This is a genomic window from Luteimonas sp. A611, from assembly GCF_054072715.1.
In genome coordinates this window covers 1821169-1835637 of record NZ_JBSVRP010000001.1, presented here as the reverse complement: position 1 = coordinate 1835637, position 14469 = coordinate 1821169, and the positions used below count along the sequence as shown (strand labels likewise).

Sequence of the window (14469 nt, the reverse complement as noted above, 5' to 3'; positions counted from 1 at the left end):
GGGCGGCGACAGGCGCCTGGCCAGGTCGAATCGCTGTCGCGGCTGGAGTCGCAGCGGCATCCAACGATCCAGCCGGCCCGCACCGGCGCTGCGCCGGGGGCGTGGGCAGGTTACGCTTTGCAGTCCGGTCGCCCTCGCAGTGGGCGCACAGCAGGCTGGCCCGTGGCGGCGCGCGCTGCGCTGCGGCATCCCCGGCTTTCCATTCGCTCCTCCTGAACGGCTCAACATGCTCTCCTCCGTCGCCCTCGTGGGCCGCCCCAATGTCGGCAAGTCGACGCTGTTCAATGCCTTGACGCGCACCCGTGACGCGCTGGTGCATGACCAGCCCGGCGTCACCCGCGACCGTCATTACGGCGTCTGCCGCCTGGACGATGCGCGGCCGTTCGTGGTCATCGACACCGGCGGCATTGCCGGTGAAGAGGAAGGCCTTGCCGGCGCGACGGCCCGCCAGGCGCGTGCCGCCGCCGCCGAGGCCGACCTGGTGCTGTTCGTGGTGGACGGCCGCGAGGGCGCGTCCGCACTGGACGACGAGATCCTGCAGTGGCTGCGCAAGACCGCGCGCCCGGTGCTGCTGGTGGTCAACAAGACCGATGGCCTGGACGCGCGCGCCGCGCTAGCCGAGTTCGCGCGCTTCGGTTTTGCCGACAGCTTTGCGGTGTCGTCCGCGCATCGCCAGGGCATCGACGAACTGCTCGATACGGTGCTCGAGCGCCTGCCGGCTGATCGCGAAGAACCAGACGAAGACGCGGGCCGCGTGCGCGTGGCCTTCGTCGGACGGCCCAACGTGGGCAAGTCGACCCTGGTCAACCGCATCCTCGGCGAGGAGCGCATGATCGCGTCCGACGTGCCGGGCACGACGCGCGATTCGATCTCGGTCGACCTGGAGCGCGACGGTCGCAGCTATCGCCTGATCGATACCGCCGGCCTGCGCCGCAAGGGCAGGGTCGAGGAGGTGATCGAGAAGTTTTCGATCATCAAGACCCTGCAGGCGATCGAGGAATGCCAGGTCGCGGTGATCATGATCGACGCCGTCGAAGGCGTGACCGACCAGGACGCGGCCGTGCTCGGCGCGGTACTCGACGCCGGTCGCGCGCTGGTGGTCGCGGTCAACAAGTGGGACGGGCTCAGCACCTACCAGCGCGAGCAGACCGAATCGCTGCTGTCGCGCAAGCTTACCTTCGTGTCCTGGGCCGAGGCGGTGCGCATCAGCGCCAAGCATGGCTCGGGCCTGCGCGAGCTGTTCGGCGCGATCCACCGCGCCCATGCCTCGGCCACGCGTCAGTTCAGCACTTCCGAGGTCACCCGCGCGCTCGAGATCGCCTACGAGGCCAGTCCGCCGCCGGTGGTGCGCGGGCACGCGCCGAAGCTGCGATTCGCGCACCCGGGCGGCGAGAACCCGCCGACCTTCATCGTCCACGGCTCGCGCCTGAAGTCGCTGCCGGCGACGTACTCGCGCTACCTGGAGAACTTCTTCCGCAAGCGCTTCAAGCTGGTCGGCACGCCGGTGCGCTTCGTGTTCAAGGAAGGCGACAACCCGTACAAGGACAAGAAAAACGTGCTCAGCGTGCGCCAGGTGGCGAAGAGGAAGCGCCTGATCCGCCACGTCAAGCGCGGCAGGTAGGCCTGGCGTGACCGTCCGGCCCGACGCCATCGCGCGGGAGCACATCACCCTGGGCATCCTGGCCGGCGGGCGCGCCACGCGCCTGGGCGGCCGCGACAAGGCCTGGCTGCAGCGCGAGGGCGTCGCACAGGTCGTGCGCCTGGCGCAGCGGTTTGGCGCGGAAACCGGGGCTGTGCTGGTGAGCGCGAACCGTGAACTGCCGCGCTACGCGCAGGCCGGGATCGAGGCCGTTCCCGATCGCATCGAAGACGCGGGCCCGCTGGGCGGCCTCGATGCGCTGGCTGCTGCCTGCCGCACGCCGTGGCTGCTGACCCTTCCGGTCGACCTGGTCGATGCCAACGACTGCCTGCTGCGCACGCTGGTTTCCGCCGCTGCCGCCAATGGCGCCCGTGCACAGGACGAATCGGGCCTGCAGCCGCTGGTCGCACTCTGGCGCGTGGACGCGTTGCGGGACGCTGCCAGCGCGGCGCTGCGCGGCGGCACGCTCGCCGTGCAGGCGCTGCAGCTGCGGCTGGACATGGCCGTGGTCCACTTCGCGGGGGTACGCTTCGGCAACCTCAACACGCCCGACGACCTGCGCGCGGCCGGCATCGACACGCACTGAAGCATGGCCAACCACGACTTTCCCAGCCACATCAGCTACGCCGAGGCGCGCGCGATCATCGCGCGCATTGCAGAACAGCGCCGCATGCCGAACGAGCGGGTCGCCATCGCGCGGGCACATGGACGCGTGCTGGCAGGCGATGTGGTCGCCTCGATGGCGATGCCGGCCTTCGACAATTCGGCGATGGACGGCTTTGCGCTGCGCCACGCCGACCTGGCCGCCGACGGCGAGACCATCCTCACCCCGCGTGGCGAACAGTTCGCAGGTCCGGCTACGGTGGTCGAAGTCGGGCCCGGCGAGTGCGCGCGGATCACCACGGGAGCGCCGCTGCCGCCGGGCGCGGACACGGTGGTGATGAAAGAGCGTGCGGTCGTCGAAGGGGATTGCGTGCGCATCCTTGGGCCGGTCGCGGCTGGTCGCAACGTGCGGCGCCGCGGCGAGGATGTGGTTGCAGGCGACCTGCTGGCCTTGGCTGGCGAGGTGCTCGGCCCGGCCCGCGTCGCGCTGCTGGCTGCGCAGGGCATCGATTCGCTCGAGGTCGCGCGGCGGCCGACCGTCGCGGTGTTTTCCACCGGCGACGAACTGGTCGAACCCGGCATGCCGCTGGCGCATGGCCAGGTCTACAACTCCAACCGCGAACTGTTGATGGGTCTGCTGCGCGCCGAGGGCCTGGAGCCGGTGGCCTGGCCGACCTTGCCCGACGATGGCGCCGCGATCGAATCGGCCCTGCGCCATGCCGGCGAAGCCTTCGACGTGGTGCTGACCTGCGGCGGCGTGTCGGCCGGCGAAAAGGACCTGCTTCCGGCGCTGCTGCAGCGGCGCGGCAGCGTGCATTTCTGGAAGCTGCGGATGCGGCCCGGCATGCCGGCGCTGTTCGCCGACGGCGGCACGCTCGGGCCGGCGCTGTTCCTGTGCCTGCCGGGCAACCCGGTGTCGGTGCTGGCCACTTGCCTGGCGCTTGCGCGGCCGCTGCTGGACGGGCTGCAGGGCAGGGCGCCGCGCAAGTCCTGGCGTGCGCGGCTGTCCTCGCCATGGTGCAAGCGCCACGAGCGTCGGGAATTCCTGCGCGGGCGGTTGCTGAGCGGTGAGGATGGCGTTCTGCTGATCGAGCCGGACCCGGCCGATGGCTCCCATCGCATGCGCGCGGCCGCCGATGCCGACGCGCTGATGGTGCTGGAAGAAGGCGAGCGCGAGTACGCCGCCGGCAGCGTCGTCGAGGTGCTGCTTTACTGAGGCCTTTGATGGGCCGGCGCGGTCGCTTTCTCCCTCATCCGCTTGCGGGGGAGGGGAGGGGTGGGGGCGCCGGCGCCTCGTCCCTGAACGCAGCGATCCGCACCATGCGGCCACTCCAGCCTTCCCGGGGCGATAATCGACCCATGGCCAAGGAGATCACCCCACGCGACGCCAGCTACCGGCTCGCCCAGGGCGCCGTGCTGGTGGACGTGCGCGACGATCACGAGCGCGAGCTGGGCATGGCCCAGGGCGCATTGGGCGTCGCGCGCGACGAACTGGAAGCCGCGCCCCACCAGTACCTGCCCGGGCCGGACGCCGAGATCGTGCTGATCTGCCAGACCGGCGGGCGCTCGATGCTGGCTGCCGAACAACTGCTGCGCCGCGGCTACCAGCGCGTGTTCTCGGTGCGCGGCGGCACCCTGATGTGGCAGGCCGAAGGGTTTCCGCTGACGCGGCCCGCGGGCACGGTCGACCAGGACTTCCACGAACGCTACTCGCGCCACCTGCGGCTACCGGAGATCGGCGCCCGCGGCCAGCGCAGGCTCGAGGCGGCCAACGTCGTCGTGGTCGGTGCGGGCGGCCTGGGCTCGCCGGCGGCCTTCTACCTGGCCGCAGCCGGGGTGGGGCAACTGCGCCTGATCGATGACGACGTGGTCGACCGCAGCAACCTGCAGCGCCAGATCCTGCACACCGATGCCGACATCGGCGTGGCCAAGGTCGAGTCGGCGCAGACGCGGCTGTCCGCGCTCAACCCGCGGATCTCGATCGAGCCGATGGTCGCGCGGCTGGACTCGGCCAACGTCGAGCAGCTGATTGGCGAGGCGGATGTGGTGGTCGACGGCGGCGACAACTTCCCCGTGCGCTACCTGCTCAACGACGCCTGCGTGCACCTGCGCAAGCCGCTGGTGTACGGCGCCGTGCACCGCTTCGAGGGCCAGGTGAGCGTGTTCGATGCCGGGCGCGAGCGCGGCCGCATGCCTTGCTATCGCTGCCTGTTCCCGGAGCCGCCGCCCGCCGGGTCCGCGCCCAACTGCAGCGAGGTCGGCGTGCTTGGCGTGCTGCCGGGCGTGATCGGCATGCTGCAGGCGACCGAGGCGCTCAAGCTGCTGCTGCATATCGGCGAGCCGCTGAGCGGGCGACTGCTGCATTTCGACGCACTGTCCATGCGCTTCCGCGAAACCCGGCTTGCGCCCGATCCGGACTGCCCGCTGTGCGCGCCGGGCGCGACCTTCCCCGGTTATATCGACTACGCGGCATTCTGCGCTGGCTGAGCCGAAGCGGCACGGCGACGCCGCCTGCACAACCCTGTGCTAGCGTCGGTGGCGCCGCGGGGACCAGTGGGGAGTATGCGATCGGTCCGGACGGCGCCTTTCTACCAGGTGCAGGTGACCTCTTGCCGCGAATCGCCTTACTGCTGTTGCTGCTGTGCGGGCTGCCGTCCTTACCGGCGCAGGCCTCGGATCCCTGCATGCGCCTGGCCACGCCGGCCGCGGACGACGTGCCTGGCCGGATCGCCGCCGCGGCCTGCGAAGAGCACCGAATCTGGTACCGGCCTTTCATCGAGACCGATGGACGGGTGGGCGTGGTGAGCGTGCGCGAGGCCCAGCGCACGCGGCTGGCGAACGGGCAGCCGGCCTGGCAGCGGGTGATCGAGTACTGGCGCGGCAGCGGGCTGCTGTGGCAGGCAGGCGCCGGCGACTGCGCCTATGGCGACGTGCCCGAGCCGTCGTGCCGGACCTTCGTCTTGGACACGCCGTGGTCGGCCGCGTTCGTGTCCTGGGTGATGCAGCGCGCGGGACTGCCGGGCTTCGGTGGATCCGCGAGCCACCTGGGCTACGTACGGCGCGCCTACCGCGAACCCTTCCTCAGCCCCTACCGCGTGTCGAACCCGGAGTCGGGCAAGGTCGCGGTGGGCGACATGCTGTGCAGCGTGCGCGGCGGCTCCCGCATGTACGGGTTCGGCGAACTGGCCAACGTGCTCAGCGGCAACGAGCCGGGCCTGGGCATGCACTGCGACATCGTGGTCGGCACGTCCATCCGCGAGCGCGTGCAGTACGCCCACCTGGTCGGCGGTAATGTGTTGGACACCGTCGCCATGCGCGAACTGCCGCTGAGCCCGGGCGGGCGCTTCGCCGCGCTGCCCATGCGCACCGCCGCCGATCCGGAGTGCACGCCCGAGAGCCGCCACGTCTGCGACCTCAACCGCCAGGACTGGTCGGTGCTCCTGCAACTGCGTCCGGCAGGCGAGCTCGCCGGGCTGCGGGTCGGTCCTGAACCGGTCGCGGCGCCGCCAGCGCCGGTGCCCGCCAGTCCGGCGCAGGAATAAGCTGTCGCGCCGCGCCGACGCCGTTGCGGCGGGTCAGCCGTGGCGCTGGCGCGCGGCTTCGAAGGCGGCCAGCTGTGCGGGGGTCGCTTCGCGCTGGTGTCGCGCCTTCCATTGCGCGAAGGGCTCGCCGTACACGGTGGCGCGCGCCTCGTCCTTGTCCATCTCGATCCCGCGCGCCTGCGCCGCATCGCGATACCAGTCGGCCAGGCAGTTGCGGCAGAAGCCGGCAAGGATCATCAGGTCGATGTTCTGCACGTCCGGCCGCTGCTGCAGCAGGTGCTCGCGCAGGCGGCGGAAGACGGCGGCCTCGATATGGACGGTGTCGTCGGTGCTGGGCTGCATGGGCGCTCCTTGGCGGCGTGCGGGGATGACGTGAGACAATACGCGTTCCCGTTTCCGGCCTCCATGACGGCATGACCGCACGCATCCTCGATGGCAAGCGCATCGCCGATTCACTGCTCGACGAACTGCGCCTGCGCGTCGACGCGCGCGTGGCAGCCAACCTGCCGCGTCCGGGGCTGGCCGTGGTGCTGGTCGGCGGCGATCCGGCCTCGCAGTCCTACGTGCGCAACAAGCGCCGGGCGGCCGAGAAGGTCGGCATCCGCGCCCTCGACTACGATCTTCCCGCCGGCACCAGCGAAACCGAACTGCTGGACCTGATCGACCGGCTCAACGCCGATCCGGCCGTGCACGGCATCCTCGTGCAGCTGCCGCTGCCGGGCATCGCCGATGCGACGCGCCTGATCCATCGCATCGACCCGCGCAAGGACGTGGACGGCTTCCACCCCGAGAACGTCGGCCATCTGGCGCTACGCCAGTTCGGCCTGCGTCCCTGCACGCCGCGCGGCATCACCACGCTGCTGGCCTACACCGACCAGCCCGTGCGCGGGCGCAGCGCGACCATCGTCGGCGTGAGTAACCACGTCGGCCGGCCGATGGCGCTGGAGCTGCTGATCGCCGGCTGCACGGTCACCAGCTGTCACAAGTTCACCCCGCGCGACGAACTGCAGCGGCACGTGGGCGAGGCCGATATCCTGGTGGTGGCGGTGGGCCGGCCGGGTCTGATCCCGGGCGAGTGGGTGAAGCCGGGCGCGGTGGTGATCGACGTGGGCATCAACCGCCTCGACGATGGCCGCCTTACCGGCGATGTCGAATTCGCGCCGGCCGCGCAGCGCGCGAGTTGGATCACGCCGGTACCCGGCGGCGTCGGCCCGATGACCGTGGCCACGCTGATGCAGAACACGATTGAGGCCACCGAGGCCGGGGAAGCGAGCCAAGCCCTCTGCGGCTGATCGTTGCGCCTGTCCGGCGGCGAGCAGGCTCGCAGGGAGTTCACGGCGCGCTCGGCAGACTGACTTTTCCTGTGCACGGGCCGCGCGCTTGCCGCCCCGGGAGGGAGGGGTCATCGAGCGTTATCGACGTGCAATCGGCTGGATGGCCTGCGCAGCATGTGTGCCGGCGCTCGCGTCCGCCTGCGCCGGTCCACAGTCCGCGCTCGATCCGGCGGGGCCGGCCGCCGGCGCGATTGCCACCAGCTGGTGGCTGATGGCGGCAGGCGCGCTTGCCGCCTGGATCATGGTCCTCGTGCTGGCCACGTTGGCCATGCGCCGCGGTCGCAGGCTTGCCACGACGTCCGGCAGGCGTTTGATCATCGCCGGCGGCGTGGTGCTGCCCATCTCGCTACTGTCGGCGCTGCTGGTCTACGGCACACTGGCCAGTGACCGCATCACCGGCGAGAGCGCGCAGGTTGGGCATGTGGTGCAGGTCACCGCGCGCCAGTGGCAGTGGGAGTTCGAATACCTCGACGCCGATGGCACTGCGCTTGCCGCTTCGATCGATCATCTCGCCGTGCCGCTCGGCGAGATGGTGGAGTTCCACGTCGACAGCAGCGATGTCATCCACAGCTTCTGGGTCCCGCGCCTGGGCGGCAAGATCGACGCGATCCCGGGCCGCACCAACGTGCTGCGCCTGCGCGCCGACCAGGCTGGCCCGATGCGCGGCCAGTGCGCGGAATTCTGCGGCCTGGAGCATGCGCTGATGGCGTTCGAGGTGACGGTGCTGGCGCCGGACGACTACGCACGCTGGTTGCTGGACAACTCGATCGATGACACCGCGGGCGCGCGGCGGTGAGCGCGGCCGTGGAACAGGCGGACGGGCACGCGCAACGGCTCGAGGCGCTGCGCAGGATCTGGAGCAACGGGCCGGGCCTGCGCGGGCAGCTGACCGCCGTCAACCACGGCACCATCGCGATGCGCTTCATCGTCACCGGCTTCGCCTTCATGCTGGTCGGCGGACTGCTGTCGATGTTCATCCGCCTGCAGCTGGCCTGGTTCGATGCCGACGTGCTCGATCCGGAGCGCTACAACCAGTTCGTGACCCTGCACGGCACGACGATGATGTTCCTGTTCGCGGTGCCGATCATGGAAGGCTTCGCGATGTACCTGCTGCCCAAGATGCTGGGCGCGCGCGACCTGCCGTTCCCGCGGTTGAGCGCGTTCGGCTGGTGGTGCTACCTGTTCGGCGGTCTGTTCCTGTACTCGAGCCTGCTGTTCGACGCGGCGCCCGACGGTGGCTGGTTCATGTACGTGCCGCTCACCGATGCCACGTTCTCTCCGGGCAAGGGTCCGGACTTCTGGCTGATCGGCGTGACCTTCGCCGAGATCGCGGCGGTGACCGCGGCAGTGGAGTTGATCGTGGCGATCCTGCTCACCCGCGCGCCCGGCATGGACATCCGCCGCATGCCGCTGTTCGCCTGGGCGATCCTGGTGATGGCTTTCATGATCGCGCTTGGCTTCCCGCCGTTGATCCTGGCCAGCATCCTGCTGGAGCTGCAGCGTGCGTTTGGCTTCGTGTTCTTCGACCCGGCACTGGGTGGGGATCCACTGCTGTGGCAGCACCTGTTCTGGCTGTTCGGCCATCCCGAGGTCTACATCATCTTCCTGCCGGCCGCGGGCGTGGTGTCGATGCTGGTGCCCACCTTCGCACGGCGGCCGATCGTGGGCTATGCCTGGATCGTGCTGGCGCTGGTGTCCACCGGCTTTCTCAGCTTCGGGCTTTGGGTGCACCACATGTTCGCGGTCGGCATCCCGCTGCTGGCGCTGGCGTTCTTCAGCGCGGCCAGCATGGCGGTGGCGATCCCGACGTCGATCCAGGTCTTCGCCTGGATCGCCACGCTGTGGGCGGGGCGGCCGTGGCTGCGCTTGCCGATGCTGCACATCCTCGGCTTCTTCGTGGTGTTCGTGCTGGGCGGCCTGACCGGGGTGATGCTGGCCTTCGTGCCGTTCGACTGGCAGGCGCACGACACGCATTTCGTCGTGGCGCACCTGCACTACGTGCTGATCGGCGGAATGATGTTCCCGCTGTTCGCGGGGCTGTATTACTGGCTGCCGCTGGCGAGCGGGCGGATGCCGTCGGAGAGCCTCGGCCGGATGGCGTTCTGGCTGGTGATCATCGGCTTCCACCTGACCTTCGTGCCGATGCACCTGACCGGGCTGCTCGGCATGCCGCGGCGGGTGTACACGTATTCGCCGGCGCTGGGGGTGGAGTGGATCAACCTGCTTTCCACCGCCGCCAGCTTCGTACTCGCCGTCGGTATCGTCGCGATCCTGGTCGATGCGGGGCTGTGCTTCCTGCACGGTCGCCGCGCGCGCGCCAATCCCTGGCACGCGGGCACCCTGGAGTGGGCGGTGCCGGTGCCGGTGCCCAACTACAACTTCGCCTCGATGCCGAGCGTGGACGATGCGTATCCGCTGTGGCGCGACCGCGGGCTGGCCGAGCGGGTCAACCGGACAGGCGGGCTGCTGGGCGATCCCGCGCGCGGACGACGCGAGCTGCTGGGCACGGGCATGGTCTCGGCGCGGCCGGAGCAGGTGGTGTTCCTGTCCGGGTCGTCGTGGCTGCCGCTAGCCTGCGCAGGCGTGATCACCGTGCTGCTGGCCTGCTTCATCGCCGGCCAGTACCTGCTGGCGGCCGCCTGCCTGGTGCCGCTGCTGGCCTTGTTCTGCGGCTGGGCCTGGACCACCGGCTGGCGCGGCGGCCCGATATCGGTGGACGCGGGTAACGGCCTGGTTCTGCCCTCGCAGTACGCCTGCCGCAACGCGCCGGGATGGTGGGCCATCGTGGTGACGATGCTCATCGTCGGATCGCTGTTCGCCTCGCTGGTGTTTGCCTACTTCTACCTCTGGCTGGGCAGCGACGCCTGGCCGCCCGCGGGGATGGGCGACGCGGCGCCCGGCACGATGCACTACGCCGCGCTGGCCCTGCTTGCGATCGCGTGGCTGGGCGGTGCGGCGGCGACGGCGGCACTGCGCGCTGGACTGCGGCGTCGCCGCCGCGTCGCGGTGCCAGCCATTGTGGCGGCGGTGGCGGCGATCGCGTTCGCCGCGATCCACGTCACGCTGCTGTCGGGTTCGCCCGGCGCGCCGCAGGCGCATGCCTATGCGTCGGTGGTCTGGACGCTGGCCGGCTTCTGCGCGCTGCACCTGCTGGTGGCGGCGCTGCTGTGCCTGCAGGTGTCCGCGCGCGTGGGGCGGCGGCTGGTGGATTCGACGCGGCCGCTGGAATGGCGCGTGGCGCATGCGTTCCTGCGCTATGCGATCGTGCAGGCCGCGATCGGCTGGGCGGTCATCCACCTGTTCCCGGTGCTGCAGTGAGCGCGCCGCGACGCCAGCGGCGGCTGAGCTGGATCGCGAGCCCGTTCGTGGTCTGGGGCCTGCATTTCGTCGCGGTCTATTCCATCCAGGGCCTGGCCTGCGGCCGCGGCTGGCCGGTGACGGGCGCGTGGCTGGGCATGGGCCTGGCGACCGTGCCCGCGTTCGCGTCGGTGGCGTGGATCGGGCTGCACGCGCGGCGCGAACTGCTGGCGCCGGAGGTGTCGGGAGAGAAAAGGTTTGCCGCGAAGGTGGTGGCGATGCTGTCGCTGCTGGCCCTGGTGGCGATGGCGTTCACCTGCTTGCCGATGCTGCTGCTGCAGCCGTGCGAGTGAGGACAGGCATGCGCAAGACGCTCAGGCAACCGGTTGCGGAACAGCGCAGCCCCTCGGTGGAGAGCCGGGTGGCGATCAAGCACCATCCGCTGCATCCGATCATGGTGGTCTATCCGATCGCCTGCCTGACGCTGCTGCTGCCAGCCGACGTACTCCACCTGTGGAGCGGCGAGACGTTCTGGGCCGAGGTCGCCTGGTGGCTGAATGTCGTGGGCCTCGTCGCTGGCCTGTTCGCAGCCGCGCTGGGCATCTGCGACATGTTCCTGATCCGCGTGGCGCGCAGGCACGTGTCGGCATGGAGCCATTTCATCGCCGGGGTGATGCTGCTGGCGCTGGCGGCGATGGGCGTCTGGCTGCGCTGGCCCGACCCCGCTGCGGCCGGATGGTGGGCGCTGCTGCAGTCGGCGCCGACGGCGGGCATGGTGCTGGTGGTGGGTTGGCTCGGCGGCACGCTCACCTTCGGGCACGGGATCGGCGTCTATGGTCATCGCGAGCGCGAGGACGGCCGGTCTTCCGCAGACCGGGCGCTGGACGAATGAGCAGGACCCTCGACCGCCTGCACCCCGGGCGGCGGAAGATCGCCCACGCTGCGCGGCTTGGCGCCGGTCAGGGCGGCGATCGCCAGCAGCAGCAACAGTGGCGTCCAGCCGAGCAGGGCAGGCAGCACGCCGCCGCGCCGCCGCTTGCCCTTGCCAAGCGCGTGCAGTTGCGCGCCCATCCACAGGTGCACCAGCACCACCAGCGCGACCAGGCCCAGTTTGGCGATCAGCCAGGCGCCGGGCGCCACCCATGGGATCAGGGCCATGCCCAGGGCGATGGTGAGCACGCCGGCCGGCGTGGCAACGCGGAAGAACAGCCGGTTGGCGACCGGGTTGAAGAAGTCCGCCCGCCCGTCGCGCTCGCCGCGACGGCGCGCGGCGAACAGTCGCACGAGCAGGAACAGTCCGGTAAACCAGACCGACATGGATGCGATGTGCGCGACCTTCAGCCAGAACTGCATGGCGCGACTCCTGTGAGGTGTGGGCGATACAGCGGATCCGTCGTTCCGCAGCGACGGGCATCCTCCTTGCCGGGGCAGGACGTGCCCGGGCGCAGGGGGCGCCGCTCGCGCACCGCCGTTTGGCCAGGGCTGCCCGCACTGGTTGCCGTTGCGGTGTCGCCGCTGCCGGCCGCCGCCCACGACAGCGGCCACGGCGTGCCCAGCCTGGCCACGGCCTGGACGCTGTCGCCGCTGCTGCTTGTGCCGCTTGCGCTGTTCGCCTCGCTGTACGTGCTCGGGCTTTGGCGCCTGTGGCGCGGCGGGCATGTCGGGCGCGGCGTGTCCGTGGCCGAGGCGGCGGCGTTCGGCGGCGGCGTGCTGGCGCTGCTGCTTGCGACCGTCTGGCCGTTCGACGCGCTGGGCGAATGGTCGCTGGCCGCGCACATGGCGCAGCACATGCTGCTGCTTGCGGTCGCGCCGCCGCTGCTGCTGGCCGCACGCCCGCGCGCGACACTGGCCGCGGCCCTGCCGCCGGACTGGTCGCGCCTCCTGCATCGCCTCGCGCAGGCCTGCGCGATCCCGCCGCTGCGCTCGCTGGCGGCGGCGACGCTGGCCAACGTGATGGTGATGTGGGGCTGGCACAGCCCGGCCGCGCTCGAACTCGCGCTGGCCAACGAAGCGGTGCACTGGCTGATGCACGGCAGCTTCCTGCTCGCCGGCCTATGGCTGTGGACCCTGCTGTGGCAGCGCATCCGCGATGACGCCGCGGGAGGCGCGCTGGCCGGCGCGGTCGCCATCGTGGTGGTCATGATGCAGATGGGCTTCCTTGGCGCATTGATGACCTTCTCGCGGCGCAGCCTGTACCCGTACTACGCCGAACGTGCGCCCGAGCTCGGCCTGGGAGTCCTGGCCGACCAGCAGCTGGCCGGCCTGATCATGTGGGTGCCGTCGTGCCTGCCGTACCTGGTTGGTGCGATCTGGCTGCTGGCGCGGGAGTTCGGACGGCTGCGGCAGATCAGCTGACGCGGAAGCCACCGGGGCCATTCTGGGCAGGCAAGGGTGGATGGCGGGTGATCGCGGACGCAGGGCCTCGCGCACGCTCCGGTTTTTCGCGCGCGAAGAACCACTCGCGGGCCTGTCGCGGCGCGGTATAATGTCGCGCTTCCCCTCCGATCCCGGGACTGCCGATGCTCCGCATCCAGGCTGAAGCACTGACGTACGACGACGTTTCCCTCGTCCCCGCGCACTCCATCGTCCTGCCCAAGGACGTCTCGCTCGCCAGCAACCTCACCCGCTCGCTGCGCCTGAACCTGCCCGTGGTCTCGGCGGCGATGGACACGGTCACCGAGGCGCGCCTGGCCATCGCCATGGCCCAGCTCGGTGGCATCGGCATCGTGCACAAGAACATGAGTGCCGAGCGCCAGGCGAGCGAAGTGCAGCAGGTCAAGAACTTCGAGGCCGGCGTGATCCGCGAGCCGTTCACGGTCAGCCCCGACACCACCATCGGCGAAGTGCTCAAGCTGACTCGCGCCCGCAACATCTCCGGCGTGCCGGTGGTGGACGGCGGCCAGCTGGTCGGCATCGTCACCGGGCGCGACATGCGCTTCGAGAAGAAGCTCGACGACCCGGTGCGCAACATCATGACCAAGAAGGACCGCCTGGTCACCGTGCAGGAAGGCGCGAGCGACGACGAGGTCATCGGCCTGCTGCACAGGCACCGCATCGAGAAGGTGCTTGTGGTCAACGACGCGTTCGAACTGCGTGGGCTGATCACCGTCAAGGACATCCAGAAGAAGTCCGACAACCCCAATGCCGCCTATGACCCCGACGAGCAACTGCTGGTCGGCGCGGCGGTCGGCGTGGGCGGCGACACCGAGCACCGCATCGAACTGCTGGCCGCGGCCGGGGTGGACGTGGTGATCGTCGATACCGCGCATGGCCACTCGCAGGGCGTGCTCGACCGCGTGGCCTGGGTGAAGAAGCAGTTCCCGCGCCTGCAGGTGATCGGCGGCAACATCGTCACCGGCGATGCCGCGCTGGCGCTGATGGACGTGGGCGCAGATGCGGTCAAGGTCGGCATCGGCCCGGGCTCGATCTGCACCACGCGCATGGTGGCCGGCGTGGGCGTGCCGCAGATCACCGCGATCTCGATGGTGGCCGAGGCACTGCAGGACCGCATCCCGCTGATCGCAGATGGCGGCATCCGCTACTCGGGCGACCTGGGCAAGGCGCTGGCGGCCGGTGCATCGACGATCATGATCGGCGGCCTGTTCGCCGGCACCGAGGAATCGCCTGGCGAGGCCGAACTGTTCCAGGGCCGCAGCTACAAGAGTTACCGCGGCATGGGCTCGCTGGGCGCGATGGAGAAGGGCAGCAAGGACCGCTATTTCCAGGACTCGAGCGACCCCGACAAGCTCGTGCCCGAGGGCATCGAAGGCCGCGTGCCGTATCGCGGCCCGCTGGGCGGGGTGGTCCACCAGCTTGCCGGCGGACTGCGCGCAAGCATGGGCTACGTCGGCTGTGCGTCCATCGACGAGATGCGCAAGAAGCCGCAGTTCGTCAAGACCACCGGTGCCGGCCAGCGCGAGAGCCACGTCCACGACGTGCAGATCACCAAGGAACCGCCGAACTACCGGATGGGGTGAGGCAACCCGCTTGCGCGGCACTGCCGCGCGGGCTGCCGAACGCCCGGCCATGGTGGCCGGGCCGGGCCATTCACGGA

The 14469-nt window shown here is 70.4% G+C and carries 14 protein-coding genes; 12 read left to right on the top strand and 2 right to left on the bottom strand.

Features of this window, described 5'->3' with window-relative positions; all coding sequences use genetic code 11:
- Positions 1 to 226: 226 nt before the first annotated feature.
- The 5 genes from der (at position 227) to ACW5EG_RS08150 (ending at position 5784) form a co-directional block, all read left to right on the top strand.
- The gene (gene der, locus ACW5EG_RS08170) at positions 227 to 1621 is read left to right on the top strand and encodes a ribosome biogenesis GTPase Der (RefSeq protein ID WP_457018294.1); all 1395 of its coding nucleotides are present in this window, start codon (positions 227 to 229) and stop codon (positions 1619 to 1621) included.
- Between the two features lie 7 nt (positions 1622 to 1628).
- On the top strand, positions 1629 to 2225 hold the full coding sequence (mobA, locus tag ACW5EG_RS08165; RefSeq protein WP_457018293.1) for a molybdenum cofactor guanylyltransferase: 597 nt from the start codon (positions 1629 to 1631) through the stop codon (positions 2223 to 2225).
- 3 nt (positions 2226 to 2228) lie between these two features.
- Positions 2229 to 3458, top strand: a complete 1230-nt coding sequence (locus ACW5EG_RS08160; protein WP_457021242.1) for a molybdopterin molybdotransferase MoeA — start codon at positions 2229 to 2231, stop codon at positions 3456 to 3458.
- A 143-nt stretch (positions 3459 to 3601) separates the two neighbouring features.
- On the top strand, positions 3602 to 4729 hold the full coding sequence (gene moeB, locus ACW5EG_RS08155) for a molybdopterin-synthase adenylyltransferase MoeB (RefSeq protein WP_457018291.1): 1128 nt from the start codon (positions 3602 to 3604) through the stop codon (positions 4727 to 4729).
- 197 nt (positions 4730 to 4926) lie between these two features.
- Positions 4927 to 5784: a DUF2272 domain-containing protein gene (locus ACW5EG_RS08150; RefSeq protein ID WP_457018290.1), complete on the top strand. Its 858-nt coding sequence runs from the start codon at positions 4927 to 4929 to the stop codon at positions 5782 to 5784.
- A 33-nt stretch (positions 5785 to 5817) separates the two neighbouring features.
- Here the strand turns inward: ACW5EG_RS08150 and ACW5EG_RS08145 are convergent, their stop codons facing one another.
- Complete coding sequence (locus tag ACW5EG_RS08145; RefSeq protein WP_457018289.1) at positions 5818 to 6126, bottom strand: DUF1244 domain-containing protein; 309 nt, start codon at positions 6124 to 6126, stop codon at positions 5818 to 5820.
- 71 nt (positions 6127 to 6197) lie between these two features.
- On the opposite strand from ACW5EG_RS08145, the gene folD reads away from it, so the two are divergent.
- The 5 genes from folD to ACW5EG_RS08120 all read left to right on the top strand — a co-directional run bounded on the left by folD (position 6198) and on the right by ACW5EG_RS08120 (position 11307).
- On the top strand, positions 6198 to 7076 hold the full coding sequence (folD, locus tag ACW5EG_RS08140; RefSeq protein WP_457021241.1) for a bifunctional methylenetetrahydrofolate dehydrogenase/methenyltetrahydrofolate cyclohydrolase FolD: 879 nt from the start codon (positions 6198 to 6200) through the stop codon (positions 7074 to 7076).
- Positions 7077 to 7218: 142 nt separating this feature from the next.
- Positions 7219 to 7914 carry a cytochrome c oxidase subunit II gene (gene coxB, locus ACW5EG_RS08135; protein WP_457021240.1) on the top strand — a complete coding sequence of 232 codons (696 nt, stop codon included), beginning with the start codon at positions 7219 to 7221 and terminating at the stop codon, positions 7912 to 7914.
- On the top strand, positions 7911 to 10436 hold the full coding sequence (gene ctaD, locus ACW5EG_RS08130; RefSeq protein WP_457021239.1) for a cytochrome c oxidase subunit I: 2526 nt from the start codon (positions 7911 to 7913) through the stop codon (positions 10434 to 10436). The genes coxB and ctaD overlap by 4 nt, the downstream gene beginning before the upstream one ends.
- Positions 10433 to 10768, top strand: a complete 336-nt coding sequence (locus ACW5EG_RS08125) for a hypothetical protein (RefSeq protein WP_457021238.1) — start codon at positions 10433 to 10435, stop codon at positions 10766 to 10768. Before ctaD ends, ACW5EG_RS08125 begins: the two co-directional genes overlap by 4 nt.
- 8 nt (positions 10769 to 10776) lie before the next feature.
- Entirely contained in the window at positions 10777 to 11307 is a 531-nt protein-coding gene (locus ACW5EG_RS08120; RefSeq protein WP_457018284.1) for a DUF2231 domain-containing protein, read from the top strand.
- Here ACW5EG_RS08120 and ACW5EG_RS08115 read toward each other — a convergent pair.
- Positions 11253 to 11768: a CopD family protein gene (locus tag ACW5EG_RS08115; RefSeq protein WP_457018283.1), complete on the bottom strand. Its 516-nt coding sequence runs from the start codon at positions 11766 to 11768 to the stop codon at positions 11253 to 11255. The genes ACW5EG_RS08120 and ACW5EG_RS08115 overlap by 55 nt on opposite strands.
- Positions 11769 to 11849: 81 nt before the next feature.
- On the opposite strand from ACW5EG_RS08115, the gene ACW5EG_RS08110 reads away from it, so the two are divergent.
- Together ACW5EG_RS08110 and guaB are read left to right on the top strand one after the other, a co-directional pair.
- Positions 11850 to 12770 (top strand): cytochrome c oxidase assembly protein, encoded by a 921-nt coding sequence (locus ACW5EG_RS08110; protein ID WP_457021237.1) that lies wholly within the window; start codon positions 11850 to 11852, stop codon positions 12768 to 12770.
- Positions 12771 to 12934: 164 nt separating this feature from the next.
- Entirely contained in the window at positions 12935 to 14392 is a 1458-nt protein-coding gene (guaB, locus tag ACW5EG_RS08105) for an IMP dehydrogenase (protein WP_457021236.1), read from the top strand.
- Positions 14393 to 14469 lie beyond the last annotated feature (77 nt).